The sequence below is a fragment of the Halolactibacillus alkaliphilus genome (genome assembly GCF_900115465.1).
In the GTDB taxonomy this organism is placed as follows: domain Bacteria; phylum Bacillota; class Bacilli; order Bacillales; family Amphibacillaceae; genus Halolactibacillus; species Halolactibacillus alkaliphilus.
Window position 1 is genome coordinate 65,118 of sequence record NZ_FOWN01000005.1, and the last position, 18,338, is coordinate 83,455.

Sequence of the window (18,338 nt, forward strand, 5' to 3'; positions counted from 1 at the left end):
TAGGATGTACGCAATTATCGAAACAGGTGGTAAACAAATCAAAGTAGAAGAAGGTCAAGAAATCTACATTGAAAAGTTAGCTGCTGAAGCTGGTGAAACAGTTACATTTGACAAAGTTCTTTTTGTAAGTGGTGACGACGTAAAAGTTGGCGCGCCATTAGTAGAAGGTGCTTCTGTTGAGGCGAAAGTTGAAAAACACGGTCGTCAAAAGAAAGTAACTATTTACAAGTTTAAGCCAAAGAAAAACTATCACCGTAAGCAAGGTCACCGTCAGCCATACACTAAAGTGGTTATCGAAAAGATCAACGCTTAAGGTTGGATGAACAATGATTAAAGCAATTATTTATCGTTTGCCTGATACTTCAATTCAAGGTTTTGAATTAAGTGGACACGCAGACAGTGGCCCTCACGGGCACGATCTAGTTTGTGCTGCAGTATCTGCCGTGACTTTCGGTATGACCAACGCAGTCATGAAACATAGTGGAATTGAACCTATCATTGACCAAGGCGCGGATGGTGGTTATTTAAAAGTGATTTTACCTGATAATAGCGACCAAGAAGCACGTCGTGCGGCTCAGTTGTTGTTTGAAGGTATGCTAACCACTTTAGAAACCATTGCACATGACTATGGTCAGTATATAACTATCTTTGAAAAACAAGGAGGTTGAAACCGATGATGTTACGTTTAGACTTACAATTTTTCGCATCTAAAAAAGGTGTAGGTAGCTCAAAGAACGGTCGTGATTCAGAATCAAAACGTCTTGGCGCAAAGCGTGCCGATGGACAAATGGTTACTGGCGGATCAATTCTTTACCGTCAACGTGGTACTAAGATTTATCCTGGTACAAACGTTGGTCGTGGTGGAGATGATACTCTTTACGCTAAAACAGACGGTATCGTACGTTTCGAGCGCGTTGGCCGTAATCGCAAACGCGTAAGTGTGTATCCTGTTGCACAGGAAGCATAAGACGTTAGAATAAAAAGCGTGTCTCTTTAGAGTTATTCTTTGGAGATGCGCTTTTTTATTTGATTATTTTTCGCAATAGATTGTACACCTTAATGGATATTTGTTATAATTTTCTTACAATTATGCGTGAGGTGACTAACGGTGAGTGAATGGAGCCTGAAAACATTATTAAATAAAAAGCGGCACGACCAAGCGAATCAACTTCAGTTATTGCTGGGGTATCAACAGATGAATCAACGAGAAAAAGCAGCTGAAATTATGATGAACTGGATGGGACAACTCGAACGTGAACGTCTTGTATTAATGCTTACACTCGATAAGGTAAGTGCAGTATTAACGTATTATATAGCGGATTTGCCATTAACAGTAGATGTTGAAAGTTTTCATCTTCATAATGCGCCAACTGATTGGGATGAATCGATCGCTTTATCAGTAGCGAATGCTATGCGTTTTTTTGTGAAATGGTCTCCATCGATTGATAAGCTAGTCGTTTCCCTTGAACGTTTAGATATAGAATCAGTGACACTGAACTATCGCTGTACACTCAATCATTTAAATAAAAAATCAGACATGATGCAAGCAATACTTGCTGCATTCACTTTGGCTTCAGAAGAGGATCAACAGACGCTAATTATAAAAAACACATTATTAGTCAATAGTAAATAAGTACACAAATAATACAGATAAAAGAGGTGAGGTTATGTTTGTCGATCAGGTAAAAGTATATGTAAAAGCTGGTGACGGCGGGAATGGTTTAGCATCTTTCCGACGTGAAAAATATGTCCCGTTCGGTGGACCATCAGGTGGTGACGGTGGCGATGGTGCGGACGTGGTCTTTGAAGTAGATGAAGGCTTAAGTACATTAATGGATTTCCGCTACCAACGTCACTTTAAAGCAAAACGTGGGGAAAATGGAATGAGTAAGGGCCAGCATGGGAAAAATGCTGAACCAATGGTACTTAAAGTACCGCCAGGTACGACAATTAAAGATGACACAACAGGTGAGGTATTAGCAGACTTAACCGAGAATAAGCAACAGGCGATTATTTGTAAGGGTGGTCGAGGTGGTCGAGGTAATATTCGTTTTGCTTCAGCAAAAAACCCTGCACCTGAAATTGCAGAAAATGGAGAACCAGGTATTGAGCGTGATATTGTCATTGAACTTAAGGTTATGGCGGATGTGGGGCTTGTTGGATTCCCGAGTGTGGGTAAATCAACACTATTATCAGTCGTTAGTGCTGCGCGACCTAAAATCGCTGATTATCACTTTACTACCCTGCAACCAAATTTAGGCATGGTAGAAACAGAGGACCATCGCAGTTTTGTTATGGCTGATTTGCCAGGACTTATTCAAGGAGCAAGTGAAGGTGTTGGTCTGGGGCATCAATTCTTACGACATATTGAGCGCACGCGCTTAATTGTCCATATTATTGATATGGCTGCAACAGAAGGACGTGATCCTTATGAAGACTTTGTTACTATTAATGAAGAGTTGCGCGCTTATGATGAGACGTTATTAGATCGTCCGCAAATTATTGTGGCAAACAAAATGGACATACCAGAGGCTGAGGAACAATTGGCCTTCTTTAAAGAACAGTTAACAGAAGAATATCCAATTTATCCGATTTCAACTATCACACGTCAAGGGCTACGTGAGCTCTTGTTTGAAATTGCTGATCAGCTAGATAAAATTCCACACAGAATAACGTCAGTAGAAGAAGCACCAGAACATATTGTTTATAAACATCAGCCAGAAGAAGTGCCGTTTATTATTACACGTGATGATGATGGTGCTTATGTCATTTCCGGTCAGAAGATTGAAAAATTATTTAAGATGACAGACCTTACACGTGATGAATCCATTCAAAGATTCTCTCGCCAAATGCGTTCAATGGGCATTGATGATGCCTTGAGAGAGCGGGGGGCAAAAGATGGTGACATCGTACGCTTGATGAAATATGAATTTGAGTTTATTGAATAAAAGAGTTATTAAAGGGGGCAGCGACGAGTGAAAAATGAAAAAGACACATTTTATCTCGTAAGAGGAGACTTTTTACCGGAAGCGATGAAAAAGACGTTACAAGTAAAAAAAGATTTAGAGCGAGGTAAAGTGGCATCTATTTTTGAGGCAGTTCAAAAAGTTGGATTGTCTAGGAGTGCTTTTTACAAATATCGTGATGCTGTCTTCCCGTTCCAAGCTATTCAACAAACAAAAATCATTACCTTGTTTTTTCATTTAGAAGATAGGTCCGGTACGTTGTCTCACCTGCTAGATATGGTAGCAAAAGCAGGTGGGAATATTCTTACGATCCACCAGTCTATACCGCTAAACGGGAAAGCGAATGTCACGTTATCGCTGGATATTGAACATTTAAGAGTAGATTTAGATGAATTGATAACGTGCCTTAAAAAGCATCAATTTATTGAAAAAGTTGATGTTTTAGGCTCAGGCGCTTAAACATGAATGGAGGATAAGGGATGAGTTATTCTATCGGTTACTTAGGTCCAAAGGGCACATTTACGAGTATTGCAGTGGATGCGTTATTTAAGGGTGAGAGACACATGCCTTATCAAACCATTCCAAACTGTTTTGATGCGGTTAAGTTTGGTCATGTAAAATTTGTTGTTGTTCCTCTAGAAAACACTTTGGAAGGAACGGTCAACTTAACGCTTGATTATTTAATTGAATCAAAGTCGCTAAAAATCGTCAGTGAAATTGTTGTACCTATAAAGCAACATTTTATGGTACATAAGCGCAATGTAGATAAATGGCGAGATATTGAGGCTATATATTCGCATCCCCATGCACTAGCCCAATGCCACTATTTTTTAACACAAACGATGCGTGGAGCTAAAAAAGAGACGTTCAATTCAACGGGTGCAGCAGCAGAGTTGGTGAGTCAACATCCAAACAGACTAATAGGTGCTATTGCTAATGAACAAGCAGCAGCCACGTTTGATTTAGAGATAGTCAAAGCGAATATTCATGACATTCTCAACAATCATACACGTTTTGTCGTATTACATAAGAATGATACAGCTCTGCGAACAAAACACATGCCGATTAAAGGTTTTAAAACAACGTTTATGATTGCTTTACCTACTGATCATGCAGGTGCGCTTCACCAAGTTTTATCAGCATTTGCATGGCGTCGAATTAATTTGTCAAAAATTGAATCACGACCGATGAAAACATCGCTAGGTCAATATTATTTCTTGATAGATATTGAACAAAAAATGGACGATATACTCATTCCAAATACTATACAAGAGCTTGAGGCAATTGGGTGTCAAGTTGAGGTATTGGGAAGTTATCCTTACTATCATGTGAATGAACGGTAAGGGGACTAAATAAGGAAAAGACTTAAACCATCCAATTGGATAATTTAAGTCTTTTTTAGTTGGGTAATATTTGGTGTTGTTGGACAACCAGGCGTAAGTGTTGCTTATTATAGATCCGCGTTAAAAATAAAGCCGCGTGCTTCTAAAGCCGCGATACAACTTTCAATTTTTTCTTCGCGATCACTTTCAAGTGTATGAATATGCACCCCATCAGTTAGTTCAGATAAATAAGGTGCATTAGTTGTGTGAATTTTATCAAGAAATTCTTTTACGTCGTGACGGTCTTTTAACATTAATGTTGCCTCAAGGTCCCCGTATACCGGGTGTTCGATGACAACGTTTCTTACAATAACGCCTTGGTCTACCATCAAATATAATTCTTCTGCTGTTTCATCAGGTGTGTGTTGACAAACAATCATCCGTTTAAATGTTTGATTATTTTGAGTATGTCTAAAGAGTAAATAACCTTGACTCGTGGCAATAATTTGTTCCCCGGTTGCTTTTAATAATGAAATATCTTGTACAATGACTTGGCGACTGACGCCAGCTTTTTTAGCGAGGGCGTTACCTGTCAGAGGGTTAGACGCTTGATTAAGTAATTGTAATAAAAGTTCGCGGCGCTCGCTCCCGGATAATTTTTTTTCTCCCATAATTGATCATCCTTCATTGTGTTTTTGTTGTTTGTTTCTTTTAGTGTATGTGTTCAGCGTTGAAAATGCAATGATTTCTGTTAAACCAATAGGAGTTAATAATCTAATTATTATCACGTTTTTTTATATTTTTACCTTCATATGCATAAGCTAGAGTTAAAGGAGGTAGCTAATGATGCGAATTCATATTGTCCGACCGAAAGAAACGTTTGTGACGATTGCGAATAAATATCAGGTGACAATGGATGATTTACGCCAATTTAATCCAGATTTTATTCAACCAGATTGTTTAGTCGCAGGTATGAAAGTGTATATACCTAATTTGAAAAAAGTAACAGAGACGTTTAGTGAAGAAATTGAGGAGGAAAATGAGATTAAAAGCAATGTGGACAAAAATAAGCAGGATAACTTCATGGGTTCACTTGAACTGAAACAATCAATTGCTCATGTGAGTAGCGAGAAGCAACACGTATCATCTGATAATAAAGACTCACAAGAAGATGTGACAACAACGAGCGATGCTGCCATGAAAAAGGTAAAGCACTTGCCGACAAAGCAGCCAATAGAAAAGTACGGTAGCACACTATCAGGGGCTAAGAAAAAAAAATATCAACCTTGGCCACCAATTAAACGCCCTTTACATCATTCCTATCCATGTCCATATGGCTGTTGGCGTTGGTACCTATAAGATAGTGACTAATGGATATTTAGGTGATTAAACTCATCGTGTGATTCGATTGAAAATTTCATCTGTCTAAGCAATAATAGAGAGAGGTTGATTAAAAGGAGCGAAAAACAGATGGAAAAAAAAGTAGAGTATTTAGTTTCGTGGTTACAAAAAAAGGTGAAAGAAGCAAATGTTAAGGGGTTAGTTGTTGGTATTAGTGGTGGAATTGATTCCGCTGTCGTCGCACATCTAATTAAACGTGCAGTGCCTGAAAATAGTTTAGGTGTAATGTTACCGTGTAAGAGTCATCCTGGTGATTTTGATGATGCGATGCGTGTGGTTGAGTCAGCTGATTTAAAGGCGATGACGGTTGACTTGACAGATACACACAATACCCTCTTCGGAACGATCACTCATGTATTGGATGAAGAAAAAATGCATAATAAAGCCAATGATCAGTTAGCGGATGCCAATCTACGTGCGCGGTTACGCATGAGCACACTGTATACGATTGCTACGAATCACCAGTACCTCGTTGTTGGTACCGATAATAAAGCAGAGTGGCATACAGGCTACTTCACAAAATATGGTGATGGTGGTGTTGATTTGGCACCACTTGTTCATTTGACCAAGGGTGAAGTTAGAGAGATGGCTAAATACTTAGGGGTACCGAAAGAAGTGATAGAAAAAAAACCGAGTGCAGGGCTTTGGGAAGGGCAAACTGATGAGAATGAAATGGGCACAACATACGATATGATTGATCGTTATTTAAAAGGAGAGACGATTCCAGAAAAAGATAAAGCAACCATTGAGCAGCTCCATGCCAGGTCACACCATAAGCGTGATGGTATTGCATTCCCAAAAGCATATGAAGACATGTAAACCGAGTAGTGTACTTTAGAATGAGGCTTAACGTGTGCATAATAAAAAGTTTATGATATTATTTTTGGAGAAGGTACGGTTTTAAATTAAGGTAGAATGATTTTTCGTTAGACTGTTGCTTGATAATGCATAACCTAGCAGGACTCTCGTACGGGACTTGCTAGGTTTTTTTGGTGTAAAAAGAAGAGGTCATATTAAAAAACAAAAAAATCTTAAATAAATAGAGACATAATGTCACGTTATTTGTTTAAAAAGTCTTAAAAGCTAAACAAAAGTCGGTTAAGAAATGTTATAATGATGTATTGTATGCACGTGGCATTACTACGATAAGTTGCAAGAGCGGATGGAGTGACAATATGTTTGATTATATAAAAGGAACACTGGTTGAAATGACAGACATCTCTGCTGTTATTGATATAAACGGTATAGGCTATGATATTATTTGTGCTAATCCATTTGATTTTGAACGACATGTTGGAGATGTCGTTAAGATTTATACGCATTTTCATGTAAGGGAAGACGCTCACATATTATATGGTTTTAAAACAAGGGAAGAAAAAACACTGTTTAGAAAAGTCTTAAATGTTTCGGGTATTGGACCAAAAGGCGCGTTATCAATTGTTGGACAAGGTGAAGTAGATATATTTGTTCAAGCAATCGAAGAGGAAAACGAGAAATACTTAACTAGTTTTCCTGGTGTTGGCAAGAAAACAGCCCGTCAGATGATTCTAGATTTAAAAGGTAAATTACCGTTTATAGTGACTGAAAAAATCCAGTTGGCAGAAGAGGTTGAAAGCAATGATCCTAGTGCGTTAGCTGAAGCGAAAGAAGCTCTAAAATCTTTAGGTTATAAAGACCGGGAAATTAAAGCAATTGAACCACAATTAAAGCAAGCCAAAGAACAAACGACAGATGCATTAATCCGTAAAGGACTTATGTTATTGATGCAGTAAAGGGGGAGTTGACTTGGAGGAACGAATGATTCAAGGTGTACCTTTAGAGGGTGAGGAAGAAGAACTCAGCCTGAGACCACAGGCACTTAGTCACTACATTGGGCAGACAAAAGCGAAAGAGAATTTGGCGATTTTTATTAAAGCGGCTAAAATGCGTGAAGAACCGCTTGATCATGTCTTGCTTTACGGTCCACCAGGTCTTGGGAAAACAACACTTGCGCATATTATCGCAAACGAAATGGGTGTGGCATTTCGAACGACTTCTGGTCCTGCTATTGAAAAAGCAGGTGACTTGGCTGCTATTTTATCGTCACTGGAGGCTGGAGATGTACTATTTATCGATGAAATCCATCGTCTCCCTCGAGCTGTGGAAGAGATATTGTATCCAGCAATGGAAGATTTCTGTCTAGATATCGTCATTGGTACCGGATCAACAGCACGTTCTGTGCGCCTTGATTTGCCTCCTTTCACGTTGGTTGGTGCAACCACAAGAGCGGGACTGTTAACGGCACCTCTTAGAGACCGATTTGGTGTGCTAAGTCGATTAGAGTATTATGATGCTGCTGCGTTAACAGAGATTATTATTCGAAGTGCAGACGTTTTTCGCGTCGGAATTAATACCCAAGCTGCGATTGAGATTGCTAAACGCTCAAGAGGCACACCAAGAATAGCCAATCGATTACTCAAACGTGTACGTGATATTTCACAGGTTAGAGGCGAAACAGAAATTAGTAAGGTGACAACTGAGCTAGCACTTGATATGTTGCAAGTTGATAAGATCGGACTTGACCATATTGATCATAAATTACTACTGGCTATCTTAGATCAATTTGGTGGTGGTCCTGTTGGACTTGATACACTTTCAGCAACAATAGGTGAGGAATCACAGACGATTGAAGATGTTTATGAACCTTTCCTACTTCAAAAAGGCTTTATTCAACGGACGCCTAGAGGACGTGTGGCAACCGATCAAACGTATAAACATTTTAAACGTCCATTGCCAGGAAACGAACAGATACGTTAAATTAAGCATAAGTAAATGTTAAAGAGGTGATTCTATTGAACATAGAAGATTTTGATTTTGATTTACCAAAAGAATTGATTGCGCAAACCCCCTTGATAGACCGTTCAAGTTCTCGGTTACTTGTTATGAACCGAGAAAAACGGACGATTGAGCATGGTCGTTTTACTAATATACTTAATTATTTAAATAAAGGAGATGCCTTAGTATTAAATAATACTAAAGTGCTCCCAGCTAGAATTTTTGGTACAAAAGAAGATACAGGAGCTAACATTGAGCTCCTCCTTCTCACGCAACGCGAAGGAGATTCGTGGGAAGTATTAGCGAAACCAGCAAAAAAAGTTAAAGTAGGTACGGTTATATCATTTGGTGAGGGCAAACTTAAAGCAACGTGTACAGAGTTGTTAGAACACGGTGGACGTCTTGTGTCATTTAGTTATGAAGGTATTTTTTTAGAAGTTTTAACCGAATTAGGAGAGATGCCGCTCCCTCCTTATATTAAAGAAACTTTAGATGATCAAAGCCGCTATCAAACAGTGTATGCTAAGGAACAAGGTTCTGCGGCAGCGCCGACAGCAGGGCTACATTTTACAGAAGCCTTATTAGATGAAGCTAAAGCTAAAGGTGTTGAGATTTGCTTTGTGACACTTCATGTCGGTCTTGGGACGTTTAGACCTGTCAGTGTGGAGAAGATAGAAGAACACGATATGCATAGTGAATTTTATATTTTAACCGAACAAGAGGCAGAAAAAATTAACCGCGTAAAAAGCTCGGGTGGTCGCGTCATCTCTGTAGGTACAACCTCAACGCGGACGTTAGAAACTATTGCAAGGGACTATGATGGCGCGATTCAAGCGGCATCTGGGTGGACGAATATATTTATTTATCCTGGATATAAGTTTAAAGCTATCGACGGATTGATTACGAACTTCCACTTACCTAAATCGACGTTGGTTATGTTAGTTAGTGCTTTTAGTGACCGAGACTTTATTATGGAAGCTTATCATCAAGCGATCAATGAACGTTACCGATTTTTTAGTTTTGGTGATGCAATGTTTATTTATTAACAGAAAGTAGGATTATTATGACAGCTATACGCTACGAATTAATTAAAACATGTAAACAAACGGGTGCCCGTCTAGGGAGAGTTCACACACCGCACGGTTCGTTTGAAACACCGGTTTTTATGCCCGTTGGGACTCAAGCCACAGTTAAGACGATGAGTCCTGAAGAATTGACGGACATGGGTGCAGGAATTATTTTATCGAATACTTACCATTTATGGTTGCGACCTGGCGAAGATATTATTGAGGAAGCTGGTGGATTGCATAAGTTCATGAATTGGGATGGCTCAATATTAACCGATTCAGGTGGTTTTCAAGTCTTCAGTCTAAGTGACTTACGCCGGATCGAAGAAGAGGGGGTTCACTTTAGAAATCATATCAGCGGAGAAAAATTGTTCCTCTCACCTGAAAAGGCGATGCACATTCAAAATTCGCTAGGGTCAGATATTATGATGGCCTTTGATGAGTGTCCCCCTTATCCAGCTGAACATAAATACATGAAGAATTCTGTTGAGCGAACGAGTCGATGGGCTGAGCGATGTTTAGAAGCGCACAAACGCCCACATGACCAAGGGTTGTTTGGTATTGTTCAGGGAGGAGAATATGAAGACCTTCGTAAACAAAGTGCTAAAGATCTTACATCGTTAGATTTTCCTGGTTATGCCATTGGTGGTTTATCTGTAGGTGAACCAAAAGATGTCATGAATCGTGTGTTAGAATTCACAACACCGCTGTTACCTGATGAAAAACCACGTTATTTGATGGGGGTGGGTTCACCTGATTCATTGATTGATGGTGCTATTCGAGGTATAGATATGTTTGATTGTGTGTTACCAACACGTATCGCAAGAAATGGAACATTGATGACATCCGAGGGACGCCTTGTCGTACGTAATGCGAAATATGCACGTGATTTTTCACCCATTGATCCTAATTGTGATTGCTATACGTGTAAAAACTATACACGTGCTTATGTGCGACACCTCATTAAAACAGATGAAACATTCGGTTTAAGATTAACCTCTTATCATAATCTATATTTTCTGGTAAAATTGATGGAGCAGGTTCGACAAGCGATTAGAGAAGATCGTTTAGGTGATTTCCGTGAGGAATTCTTTGAACAATATGGTTTTAATAAGCCGAATGCGAAAAACTTTTAAGTAAGAGAAGGGAGGAAAAATTATGAATGATATTTTACAAATGTTAGCTGGCCTTTCACCAATACTAATCATGGTAGTTGTTTTTTACTTCTTCTTGATTCGTCCACAACAAAAGCGTCAGAAACAAGTAAATCAAATGCAGCAAAATTTAGCTAAAGGTGATCAAGTTGTTACCATTGGTGGCCTTCATGGCGTTGTTGATGCGATTGATGAAAATGTTGTAGTGATTAAAGTAAATGAAAGTCAAAAACTTCGCTTTGATCGTTCAGCTATCCGCTCAGTTGTACAGCAAGAACAAGCATAATCATTAACCCTAACACATGAAGTTGTGTTAGGGTTTTTTAAAAGTTTGTTAGTATCGTGATGTATATTTTTTAGATGGTATCATAGTTAAGCGGAGTTAATACTGAACGAAATCAACCAGTATGGTAGTTCTTAACCACAAACATGAACCTTTTGTGAACAAGTTAAAAAACTTGTTTACTGTTTCACAAATTAGTAATACAATTAAACGGATTATGGAAACGTTTGAAAATGAGAGGGGAAAAAACTATGGAGCAACTATTACAACAAGTAGAGAGTTTACAACTACTTAATCACTTTTTATTATCGTTGTTTATCATTATTCCAATGGTGCTGATTTCCAGGACCGTGGTAGCTGGAACGAGGTATTCACCGATTTTAATTATTGTTATTTTTGGATTGACAATGGGTTTTATTCTCGTATCTAGTGGAGTAGCAGAGCCGGGATTAGCGCAATTCCCTGTTGTTGAACTTATTTCAAAAACAACAAGTATTGCACTTATTGTAACATTCTTTGTTGGTGGGCAAGAAATTAGAAAGATCTTTGGTAATAAAGAAGGAGCAACAAAAGATTTATTGATACATAATGAAGATGAGGCAGTACTTGGAACAACACGCACGCAAATGGTCCTTATTGTTCGTTCATTCTTTTTATTAATTGGTATTGAAGCATTAAGTCGTGTTATTTTAGGTTTGAATAGTAGTCCGTTATCAAGTTACTATCCGATTATGGCTTATTTAGGTTTAGTTGGTTCAATCATTCTGATTGATAGTAAAGCTAAAATTTTAGAAAAGCCATTGTACATTCGAAAAGGTGTGCTTGAAATTATCGTCATTACAGGTATATTAATATTAGCATTTCACCTTGCTGCTTTTGTGAATCAGATTGTCGCATTACCATCCATTTTCTTCGCGATGGTTATTGCAACAGCACTCGGTATGATTTACTACAACTATGTTTTTGGTCCAACAATTAAAGCGTTACTATTTGCCGGTATTCCAGTAGTACTAGCGGGTAACTTTACAGTTGGTGGTTCACGTATTATTGAAGTATTTGATATGGAAGGTGCGGCTAGTGTCCTAGGGTATGGATTCTTTGGTCAAATATTCTGGATGTTTGGTGGTATGGCGCTATTGATGTACTTTGGAAAAACACAAGCGGTTAGAAACCTCGCACCAGGTATGGCCGGTGCTTTATCACACACGGGATTAACAGGAGCTTGTACAGCAGGTGATTTAGGTAAACGTGCAGCTAATCGCGCGCCTATGTTAGTTAATATTCCCTTCGCTATGCATATTTTTGTCTTTTCGATTTTAGCTATGAGTTCGGATAGAGGTTCACTCTTAATGATTCCAGCAATTATAATGTCTGGTATTGGTTTTGTCTTGCTCATTCTAGGACTGAAAAATATTAAGAAACCAGACAATGACGATAAGGGCGAAATGACGGCGCTCTTACAATTCGGTTTTGGCTGGCAGCTTATTGCTATTTTCGGCGGGTTGATTTTATTGAGTTTCAGTTCAATGGGTCTAGACTTTGGAGCAATGGCTAAAGCAAGTGCTATTTCTCACTTCGGCTTGTTTGCAGCTATTCAAGAAGGGATGTTTGGTGCTGAAGCAGCAGGGTTAATTACTTTTACGTTCTCTATGACATTCCTTGTACACCCATTTGTCTTCTTTATGTTTGGTAAGGCCATGGAGAATAATGAGGAGATGCCAAAATTGCCGGTATATATCTTAAGTGTTATCGGTTTTGTTGGTATTATTAGTTCAGTTATATTCTTGTAATCTGTGTATGAACTATTAATAAATTAAGATAAAAGTTGTCCGCTATAAAAGCTATGGTTATTGAGTAGATATGACTCAATAATTATAGCTTTTTTCATTTTTTACAGTACATAAAATAAACACTTGCGACTCATGATAATCATAATTATGAGTGGAGGTAATAAATCATGGTAGTCTTAACGATAATTTCTTATCTATCAATGGTCATTGTGTTTCGTTTAATGGGAAAAAGAGAAGTTGGAGAACTTAGCATATTTGATGTCGTTATATTTATGATGATTGCTGAGCTAGGAGCAAATTTAATTGAAGACCCATCCTTATCATTTACCGATATTTATATTCCTATAGGTATCTTAGTGGTTTGCCAACGATTCAGTGCCACTCTGGCTTTAAAAATACCATATATTCGTCAGTTTTTTGACGGAGAAGCAGTTATAATTTATCGAGAAGGGAAATTTAACCTTCAGGCGATGCGTAAGGAACGATACAGTTTAACAGATTTTATCCAACAGCTGCATGATAAAGATATAAGGGGTATTCAAGAACTTGATTATGCTCTTTTGGAATCATCGGGAAAGTTAACGGCCTTTAAAAAGACAGGCAGTGAAGGGCATGGTGTAGTGTATGACGTCATCCTATATGGCAAAATTCAAAAGCAAACATTGCGTCAGTCAGGGTTAACAGAACAAGCGTTGTGGGATTACTTAAAACTTGCTCGTGTTGATGCAATGACTCATGTATTATACTTGAGTGTCGATCAACATGACACCTGGTTTTTAAAGAAAGATACCGATATTTTTACTGTTTCGTAATGAAGGTTATCCATTCAGATTTAGGAATAAGCCCAATTAACAACACAAGAGCTATATAGTTAATAGTCAATAAAATAAGACCTGCAATTTCGTGTAAAAATAAAGCATTGAACATCTCTAACAAATATTTGGTGCCGATTGTTAAGAAAAAAAAGCATAAAAACAAACCGATTAATTGCATGATAAATGATTGAGTGATGCAATAGCCTGTTGTTTTAGTAACACTCCTATAATGGAGCCATGTTGACGCTATAGAGAGTATTGAGAAAGCGATAATAATCCCAAGAGTAGGTTTAAGAATTCTCATAAAAAGAGTTAATGCAGCAATTTTAATAAAAAAACTTATGAGACTATTGATCATAGCCTTATCTGTATTGTCGCTTGCTTGTAGGACAGCGTGGAGAGGGAAATGCAAGTAAGTAAATATATAACAAGGTGCCATAAGCTTAATAGTCGTTAGTCCCTCTTTTGTGTCGTAAAATAAATGTAGCAAAGTGTGTGGGAATACCATCAAGATTACAGTGAAATATATCCCAATCATCATTGAGTAACGGATGACTTGATGAATCCGGTAATGGATAAGGCGGTGATTTTTCTTTTCAATCGCATCTGTTACACTAGGGATCGTTGCGGTGGCAATTGCTTGCGTAATAAAAATAGGAAAGCTTAGGAGAGGGAATATATACCCTGTTAATAGGCCATAGGCTCTTGTCGCACCAGTAATACTTAAACCACTTAAAACAAAATGGTGATGAATGATCAGAGGTTCTAAAAAATGACCGAAACTATGAACAAGTCTCATACCAGTAGTTGGTAGTGCAATAGAAAACAGCTGTTTCATTAGATTGTTGGCTTTTAATTTAGTGACGGTTTGGGGCAATGAGGTTCTAAGGTATGTCACTGCTAAAAAAACTAATCCGACACATTCGCTATAGACGCTTTGCCATAATAATTTTTCTGTTAGCATGGCAACGGTGTCGTTCGAATAGTCCTTCATACCGTACATAAGAAGTGCTAATCGGGTAACTTGTTCAAGTAATTGAGAAACTCCTTGAGGTTTCATATTATGTAGTCCTTGAAAGAATCCTTTTAAAATACTCGAGACAGTCGCAAGTGGAATGAGACATAGGAGCGGTGTAAGGGCAAGTTTAACGCGACGGTCGGAGAAGAGTTGGATGAGTAACGTATCTTTAATTATATAAAGGCAACTACTTGTGGCGAGACTAATAGCCAATCCTGTAGCTATACTTAGATACAAAACCCGTCGAACAGTTACAAAGTCTTTATTGGCACAATATTTACTTACGCGTTGACTTACAGCTACAGGTAAACCAAATTGGGTAAAAGTAAAAATAAAAAAGAAGGTAGGTAAAATGAGGTGGTAAAGACCTATAGCTTCTTCTCCTACCGCTCTAATCATCACTAAACGAAGAAAAAAGCCTAATACCCTTACCGCTAATCCCGTCATTACTAAGGTTAGTGTACCTTCTATAAATGACTGTGGTTTAGACATTTTTAAATCCCACCTTTCCAAAATATGATTCTTCCGATACAATAGATGTGTTATACTTTTATACGCTAGTAAAATGAATTTACAACTACGTTTGATTGATACAGATGACCCACCTTAAGATGAGAGGAGGAAACCGTATGAACAGTCAATTAATATCAGAATGGAAACCGCAACTAGGCCGTGTTATTGATAGTAAGGTAAATGAATTGATCTACCTTGGATATAACGAAGCCACAAGCGAACGTGTCTGGCAGTGTTTACTTAAAAAAGTTTGGAAAAAAGATGGCGCAATGCCGCTACACCAAATAGTTGAAGATATTCTTCATTTAAAACCGCACATTTTTATGAGTTATATGACCCAATTAGCCTATCAATCCGATGATCTAGAGGGAGCAATTGCGGGTGTATTATCAGATTAGACGCATGATTAAATAATCAAACAACAAAGAGAAACAATTAGAATTACAGAGATGAGAGGAAAAGATACATATGATTAAAAAGAACCGTATCATTGGCTTTTTTATTGTCCTAGTGACATTAATTGCCGTGATTTCAACAACTGTATTTAATATTGCGAGTGATGTAAAGTTAGGCCTTGATTTGCAAGGCGGCGTCGAGATTTTGTATGATGTCGAAGCTTTAGATGATGAACAAGAAGTGACACCAGCCATGCTGGATGCTACTGTAGAATCCTTGCGTCAACGTGTTGATGTTTTAGGGGTAAGTGAACCGAGTTTTACGATTGAAGAACCAAATCGCGTCAGGGTTCAATTAGCTGGGATTCAAAATGAAGATGACGCACGGGAAATCTTACAAACGACAGCACAACTGTCTTTTAGAAATGCTGAAGACGAGGTTATGCTCTCAGGTGCTGACCTTGTTGAAGGAGGCGCACGCCAAGATTTTGATTCAAATACTAACCAGCCTATTGTAACGCTCCAATTGAAAGATGGTGCGCAATTTGGTAACATTACGCGGACCATTTTAGAAGATAATACATTACAAAATGTTTTGGTCATTTGGCTTGATTATGAAGAAGGCGACCAATATATAGAAGAATTTAGAAAAGAACCTTTTTACACTGGGGAAGATCGATTAGAAGGAGAGCCTAAATACATTTCGGCACCTTCTATTAGAAATGTGATTAATTCTGCTCAAGTGCAAATTGATGGCAACTTCTCAGTTGATGAAGCAAAACAGTTAGCGGACCTCTTAAATGCAGGTTCATTACCGGTTGATTTAACAGAAGTCTATACTACATCTGTTTCAGCACAATTTGGCGTGGATGCATTAAATCAAACACTGTTTGCTGGGGCATTAGGCATACTGTTTATTTTTATCTTTATGCTCGCTATTTATCGTTTTGGTGGTGTCATTACCGTTATTACACTCAGTCTTTATATATACTTAGTCGTTTTAGTATTTGAGTTAATGAATGGGGTACTGACTTTACCAGGAATTGCTGCCCTTATTTTAGGGGTTGGTATGGCTGTGGATGCGAATATTATAACTTTTGAACGGATGAAGGAAGAGTTGCGTGAAGGGAAGTCGATGATTGCTTCATTTGAATCGGCTAATAAAAATTCATTATCAACTATTCTTGATGCGAACATTACAACACTTATCGCAGCAACAGTGCTATTTATATACGGGACTAGCTCAGTAAAAGGTTTTGCAACATTACTCATTGTAAGTATCGTACTTAGTTTTATTACGACCGTCTTTATTTCACGCTTCTTAATGGGGCTATGGATTAAGAGTCGTACCTTAGATAAAAGACCACATTGGATTGGTGTTAAAAAAGAGCAAATACGTTCACTTAGTGATACAACGGAAGAAGAACCTAAGTTCTTTGGTAAACGCATTGATTTTGTTCAGCACCGGAAGAAGTATTTTATCGCAAGCGGTGCACTCATCGTTGTTGGAATTATATCGATGTTGATTGCCGGGCTTAACTTAAGTATTGATTTTACAAGTGGGACGCGTATTGAAGTAAACACAGTCGAGAGTATTTCTGAAGAAGCTGTGTTTGACCACTTTGAGCAATTTGATTATGAACCGGATACAGTTACTTTTGCTGGAGATAATAATGAAGTAGTTGTCATTCGTTTAAGTGATCAATTAAGTCAAGAAGAAGTCGCGGAAGTACGCAGTTACTTTAATGAACTATATGATACAGAAGCGAGTATTAGTACAGTAAGTCCAGTTGTAGGTCAACAATTAGCTCGTAATGCGATGATTGCCGTGGCTATTGCATCTGTCTTTATTGTGATTTATGTGACCATTCGTTTTGAAATTAACTTTGCTATTGCAGCAATTATCGCTCTACTTCACGATGCCTTTTTCATTCTTGCTGTTTTCAGTTTAACGCAAGTAGAATTTAATGTGACGATTGTAGCGGCTATCTTAACCATTGTTGGTTATTCAATTAACGATACGATTGTAAACTTTGATCGAATCAGAGAAAATGTGAGAAAGAAAAAAACTATTCGTTCATATGATCAACTAGCACGTGTCGTCAATGATAGTTTAATTCAAACATTGGTGAGAAGTATTAATACCGTTGTGACGGTTATTGTAGCAGCCATCTTTTTATGGATATTTGGTGCGCCTGCCATTACTAATTTCTCCTTTGCTTTAGTGATAGGCTTATTTGCAGGGATGTATTCATCTAACTTTATCGCAGCTCAACTTTGGCTTGTCTTTCGTGGGCGAAACATTAAAGAAAAACCGATTGTGTTTGTAGAAAAAAAACGCAATGATGGTCCTCAAGTCTAACACGTGTGTTTAAATCATTCCTATTAGTGGTAAATAAAAGTAGCACTAATATAAGTAAATGAGGTGAAGTGATGAAAGGACAAACTTATGTAATTGCCGCTCTTGTTTTTGCACTAATCGTCGCAACGTTTGCGGTCATTAATGTTGACCCAGTTGAAGTGAATTATTTGTTTTTTACAAGTGAATCACCGCTTATACTTGTTATTTTAGTTTCTACCTTGTTAGGTGGCTTGATTACGAGTGGATTTGGTATCGCGCATTTAATTGGAGCAAAGAAAAAAATTCGTCAATTAGAGTCTGAAAATAAACAACTAAGAGCAGCTGCTGCCGTTAATTTTGAATCGGAAGAGGAAGAAGCTCAAGTAGAAGTTATCGATTCTGAAAATAATTAATCAACATGAATTGAACCCCCTGACCATGTCTAGTATAATAGATGGG

The 18,338-nt window shown here is 38.0% G+C and carries 21 protein-coding genes; 19 read left to right on the top strand and 2 right to left on the bottom strand.

Annotation, left to right across the window (positions count from 1 at the left end; genetic code table 11):
- Positions 1-4 precede the first annotated feature (4 nt).
- The 7 genes from rplU to pheA all read left to right on the top strand — a co-directional run bounded on the left by rplU (position 5) and on the right by pheA (position 4,309).
- On the top strand, positions 5-313 hold the full coding sequence (gene rplU / locus BM163_RS03555) for a 50S ribosomal protein L21 (protein ID WP_062318973.1): 309 nt from the start codon (positions 5-7) through the stop codon (positions 311-313).
- A gap of 13 nt (positions 314-326) precedes the next feature.
- On the top strand, positions 327-668 hold the full coding sequence (locus BM163_RS03560; RefSeq protein ID WP_089800311.1) for a ribosomal-processing cysteine protease Prp: 342 nt from the start codon (positions 327-329) through the stop codon (positions 666-668).
- Positions 669-676: 8 nt separating this feature from the next.
- Positions 677-967 (top strand): 50S ribosomal protein L27, encoded by a 291-nt coding sequence (gene rpmA / locus BM163_RS03565; protein WP_062319426.1) that lies wholly within the window; start codon positions 677-679, stop codon positions 965-967.
- 141 nt (positions 968-1,108) lie between these two features.
- The gene (locus BM163_RS03570) at positions 1,109-1,633 is read left to right on the top strand and encodes a Spo0B domain-containing protein (protein WP_089800313.1); all 525 of its coding nucleotides are present in this window, start codon (positions 1,109-1,111) and stop codon (positions 1,631-1,633) included.
- Between the two features lie 34 nt (positions 1,634-1,667).
- Positions 1,668-2,948, top strand: a complete 1,281-nt coding sequence (gene obgE / locus BM163_RS03575; RefSeq protein ID WP_089800315.1) for a GTPase ObgE — start codon at positions 1,668-1,670, stop codon at positions 2,946-2,948.
- 27 nt (positions 2,949-2,975) lie between these two features.
- Positions 2,976-3,425 carry a transcriptional regulator ThrR gene (thrR, locus tag BM163_RS03580; RefSeq protein WP_089800317.1) on the top strand — a complete coding sequence of 150 codons (450 nt, stop codon included), beginning with the start codon at positions 2,976-2,978 and terminating at the stop codon, positions 3,423-3,425.
- Positions 3,426-3,445: 20 nt separating this feature from the next.
- Positions 3,446-4,309, top strand: a complete 864-nt coding sequence (gene pheA, locus BM163_RS03585; protein WP_089800319.1) for a prephenate dehydratase — start codon at positions 3,446-3,448, stop codon at positions 4,307-4,309.
- Between the two features lie 107 nt (positions 4,310-4,416).
- Here the strand turns inward: pheA and BM163_RS03590 are convergent, their stop codons facing one another.
- Positions 4,417-4,959: a transcription repressor NadR gene (locus BM163_RS03590; protein WP_089800321.1), complete on the bottom strand. Its 543-nt coding sequence runs from the start codon at positions 4,957-4,959 to the stop codon at positions 4,417-4,419.
- Between the two features lie 172 nt (positions 4,960-5,131).
- Between BM163_RS03590 and BM163_RS03595 the strand changes: the two genes are divergently transcribed.
- The 9 genes from BM163_RS03595 (at position 5,132) to BM163_RS03635 (ending at position 13,609) form a co-directional block, all read left to right on the top strand.
- Positions 5,132-5,647: a LysM peptidoglycan-binding domain-containing protein gene (locus BM163_RS03595; protein ID WP_089800323.1), complete on the top strand. Its 516-nt coding sequence runs from the start codon at positions 5,132-5,134 to the stop codon at positions 5,645-5,647.
- A gap of 111 nt (positions 5,648-5,758) precedes the next feature.
- Positions 5,759-6,508, top strand: coding sequence for an NAD(+) synthase (gene nadE / locus BM163_RS03600; protein ID WP_089800325.1), 750 nt, complete (start codon positions 5,759-5,761; stop codon positions 6,506-6,508).
- A gap of 356 nt (positions 6,509-6,864) precedes the next feature.
- Positions 6,865-7,461, top strand: a complete 597-nt coding sequence (ruvA, locus tag BM163_RS03605) for a Holliday junction branch migration protein RuvA (RefSeq protein WP_089800327.1) — start codon at positions 6,865-6,867, stop codon at positions 7,459-7,461.
- A gap of 13 nt (positions 7,462-7,474) precedes the next feature.
- Positions 7,475-8,485 carry a Holliday junction branch migration DNA helicase RuvB gene (gene ruvB / locus BM163_RS03610; RefSeq protein ID WP_089800329.1) on the top strand — a complete coding sequence of 337 codons (1,011 nt, stop codon included), beginning with the start codon at positions 7,475-7,477 and terminating at the stop codon, positions 8,483-8,485.
- A gap of 35 nt (positions 8,486-8,520) precedes the next feature.
- Positions 8,521-9,549, top strand: a complete 1,029-nt coding sequence (gene queA / locus BM163_RS03615) for a tRNA preQ1(34) S-adenosylmethionine ribosyltransferase-isomerase QueA (protein WP_089800332.1) — start codon at positions 8,521-8,523, stop codon at positions 9,547-9,549.
- A gap of 17 nt (positions 9,550-9,566) precedes the next feature.
- Positions 9,567-10,706, top strand: coding sequence for a tRNA guanosine(34) transglycosylase Tgt (tgt, locus tag BM163_RS03620; RefSeq protein ID WP_089800333.1), 1,140 nt, complete (start codon positions 9,567-9,569; stop codon positions 10,704-10,706).
- 22 nt (positions 10,707-10,728) lie between these two features.
- Entirely contained in the window at positions 10,729-11,010 is a 282-nt protein-coding gene (gene yajC, locus BM163_RS03625; RefSeq protein WP_089800335.1) for a preprotein translocase subunit YajC, read from the top strand.
- A gap of 248 nt (positions 11,011-11,258) precedes the next feature.
- Positions 11,259-12,797, top strand: a complete 1,539-nt coding sequence (locus BM163_RS03630; protein ID WP_089800337.1) for a hypothetical protein — start codon at positions 11,259-11,261, stop codon at positions 12,795-12,797.
- Between the two features lie 167 nt (positions 12,798-12,964).
- Positions 12,965-13,609 (top strand): DUF421 domain-containing protein, encoded by a 645-nt coding sequence (locus BM163_RS03635; RefSeq protein ID WP_089800338.1) that lies wholly within the window; start codon positions 12,965-12,967, stop codon positions 13,607-13,609.
- Here BM163_RS03635 and BM163_RS03640 read toward each other — a convergent pair.
- On the bottom strand, positions 13,596-15,122 hold the full coding sequence (locus tag BM163_RS03640; protein ID WP_089800340.1) for an oligosaccharide flippase family protein: 1,527 nt from the start codon (positions 15,120-15,122) through the stop codon (positions 13,596-13,598). The genes BM163_RS03635 and BM163_RS03640 overlap by 14 nt on opposite strands.
- 137 nt (positions 15,123-15,259) lie before the next feature.
- On the opposite strand from BM163_RS03640, the gene BM163_RS03645 reads away from it, so the two are divergent.
- From BM163_RS03645 to BM163_RS03655, 3 genes are all read left to right on the top strand, one after another.
- A complete protein-coding gene (locus tag BM163_RS03645) occupies positions 15,260-15,541 on the top strand; it encodes a post-transcriptional regulator (protein ID WP_089800342.1) in 282 nt (93 codons plus the stop codon).
- Positions 15,542-15,611: 70 nt separating this feature from the next.
- On the top strand, positions 15,612-17,900 hold the full coding sequence (secD, locus tag BM163_RS03650; RefSeq protein WP_089800344.1) for a protein translocase subunit SecD: 2,289 nt from the start codon (positions 15,612-15,614) through the stop codon (positions 17,898-17,900).
- 71 nt (positions 17,901-17,971) lie between these two features.
- Positions 17,972-18,292 carry a LapA family protein gene (locus BM163_RS03655; protein WP_089800346.1) on the top strand — a complete coding sequence of 107 codons (321 nt, stop codon included), beginning with the start codon at positions 17,972-17,974 and terminating at the stop codon, positions 18,290-18,292.
- The last annotated feature ends 46 nt before the right edge of the window (positions 18,293-18,338 follow it).